We start from the raw sequence: 2,266 nt of genomic DNA, 5'->3' as shown, positions 1-2,266 counted from the left end.
CAGATCCCGCCGGATGATCCTGAGCCACCGGGAAGGTTCATACGGTGTGAGGTGCTGAATTTGCAAGCCGGATGTTTTATTCCTCCGGACTAAACATAGTTTGGCCAAAGGAAGGAAACATACGGTTTACAGCGTATTCCTTAGATAGGGTGGGAAGGAAAGAACTCACGTTCATTTACAAGCGATTATGACTTTCGGTTATGTAATAACGTAAGAAAGTAATTACGTTACAATGTAACATAATTACTTTTCATATCATATATAGACATCAGTCCGCCACTTATCCGCACATGCGTTTTGCAATAAGAGGAATATTCTTGTTCATCACCTTCAGAATTTCATCATGAAACTCAGAGTTCTTATTATACCGTCCTCTGCATTGAACCACTTTCATTGTCTCCAAAGAGACCTCTATTGTTTCCGTTTTCACTCCGTCCACCATAGCTGAAAAGATAAGTGAATTGTCATCATTGAAATATTCATTTGAAAAGACGCAATGATGCAAGACTTCTCCTTCCTCTACAAATTCTTGAACACTTTCAAGAACACGTATCCGAATATCACCTTCATCGAAAACAAGACCGAAGAATTTTGCTTTTGCTTCCTGATAATGTTTTTCTTGCAGAACAGCTTTCCGTTTCTTTTCCCTTAGCTGTTCTTTTTCATACTCCTCTTGTTTCTTCCGGCTCAATCTGTCATGTTCCCTGTTCAGATTGGAAGGACAAACATAATGAGGGTTTGAAATATCCTTATTGAAGTGTTGCAACAATCTAATATAGTCCAGCCATAAACCAATATCGGAAAAGTTATACTTATGCCGGATGCCGGTCTTAATGGCTTTCCAAATATCATCCGATATATTATTCATATGAGCAAAGTATTTGAAAAGAGAAATCTGTCCACATTTCAGAAGAGTTTCTTTTCTGTTGTCTGAGAGTATAGCCTTGAATACAGTGTAATGAGACAAATCGAAGGTATCTCCACAATAGCCGTTTCTTATTATCGTGTCGGATAATTGGATTTTAGGATAGATATACATCGCATCTATATCATAATAGAAACTTTCAGCACAACTTCTCAATTCAAGTTCACTATTAAAGTTCCAACTATCATAGTAATAGTTGCTCATACTTCTTTTCAGGGCAATAGTATGGGTAACACCTTTTGGGGTTAGCCATCGCTGAACAACTTCTTTAATTGAATATTGAGCAGCCTTACCCACTCTGAAATCTGCGAAAACTATGAAGTGACGTAATATCTGATATTCCTTTATTGAAATGATGATAGTAAAATACACCTTAAAAGAATAGGTTCTCTTTCTGTCAGTACTTACCTTAAGTTTTCTTCCGCAATGAGGGCATGTTACATAAACCGGAATAGTGGAATGTGTGTCTTTCCATGTATGCGCACAATCGCAACAGGTATAGATACCTTTCGCCGTTCTCTTGGCGAAAGGTTCAATACAATGTCTGTAAGCATACTGCATCTGTCTGTTTGTGATAGGTTTCAATTTCCTTGAAAGTAAAACTATCTCTCTTTGAATTTTATTGGTAGGTTTCATATCAGAAATCGAATAATGTAGGTGCAACAATAGTTTGAGTTTGGGCAGGTTTAGCTTTTTTCCGGTTCTTCATCTTCTGAATTTCTTCATCCTGATACTGACGGATAGCGTTCTGCCTGGCTTCTGCCTTTTCTTCTTCAGTCAATTCTATGTGATGATTAACCACAACCTTGCATTGTATCTCCTTGCCTATGTCGATGTTGTCTTCATCAAAAAAATGAATACACTGACCATAAATCTCATCATCAGAAAAACCGGAGCAACCTGTACTTTGTACCCAATTAAGCACATAAGTCACGCAATCATCGATATTTTTGTGAGGCTTGTGATAGCTCTGGGCAAAGAGTTCGTCACTCGCTGCCTTATTATCCAAAAAAGCCTTGATAGTCTGTTTGAAGTGTTCTGTACCTTTCATAATTATTCGGATTTAAGTTCTTTGTAACTGATTTTTACCAATAAAAATGCACCATAACAGATGATGAAAAGAAGTGCCGATACCACCATACTGGGATTAGCATGTATAAAAACTGCACTTAGGAACATAGCCACTGCACAAATAGCCATGATGACTGAAAGGATAAACTGAACTGCTGCCATATCGCTCTGAATTAGTTGGTTAAACATCGAATTATTCTTCAGCGAGCTTTAGACCTTTTTTTGAAAGATTTCCTTTCCTGTGTCTTTCGCATCCGCTGACTTTTTTTT

Annotated in this window: 3 protein-coding genes; all 3 read right to left on the bottom strand. The window is 37.6% G+C overall.

What is annotated here, in order from left to right; all coding sequences use genetic code 11:
- Nucleotides 1-280 precede the first annotated feature (280 nt).
- Nucleotides 281-1,129, bottom strand: coding sequence for a PcfJ domain-containing protein (locus tag MUN53_RS18265; protein ID WP_243326840.1), 849 nt, complete (start codon nt 1,127-1,129; stop codon nt 281-283).
- 433 nt (nt 1,130-1,562) lie between these two features.
- Nucleotides 1,563-1,976, bottom strand: a complete 414-nt coding sequence (locus tag MUN53_RS18260) for a PcfK-like family protein (RefSeq protein ID WP_117893660.1) — start codon at nt 1,974-1,976, stop codon at nt 1,563-1,565.
- 2 nt (nt 1,977-1,978) lie between these two features.
- Nucleotides 1,979-2,158 (bottom strand): hypothetical protein, encoded by a 180-nt coding sequence (locus tag MUN53_RS18255; RefSeq protein WP_087213572.1) that lies wholly within the window; start codon nt 2,156-2,158, stop codon nt 1,979-1,981.
- Nucleotides 2,159-2,266: the final 108 nt, after the last annotated feature.

This window comes from Parabacteroides faecalis (assembly GCF_022809355.1).
Classification (GTDB): Bacteria; Bacteroidota; Bacteroidia; order Bacteroidales; family Tannerellaceae; genus Parabacteroides; species Parabacteroides faecalis.
The sequence above is the reverse complement of the archived record's forward strand: the minus strand, read 5'-3'. Positions and strand labels throughout refer to the sequence as shown.

Bases quoted from the DNA above. Each gene is read 5' to 3' on its own strand.
- MUN53_RS18265 (WP_243326840.1), bottom strand. From the start codon at position 1,129: ATGAGCAACTATTACTATGATAGTTGGAACTTTAATAGTGAACTTGAA.
- MUN53_RS18260 (WP_117893660.1), bottom strand. From the start codon at position 1,976: ATGAAAGGTACAGAACACTTCAAACAGACTATCAAGGCTTTTTTGGAT.
- MUN53_RS18255 (WP_087213572.1), bottom strand. From the start codon at position 2,158: ATGGCAGCAGTTCAGTTTATCCTTTCAGTCATCATGGCTATTTGTGCA.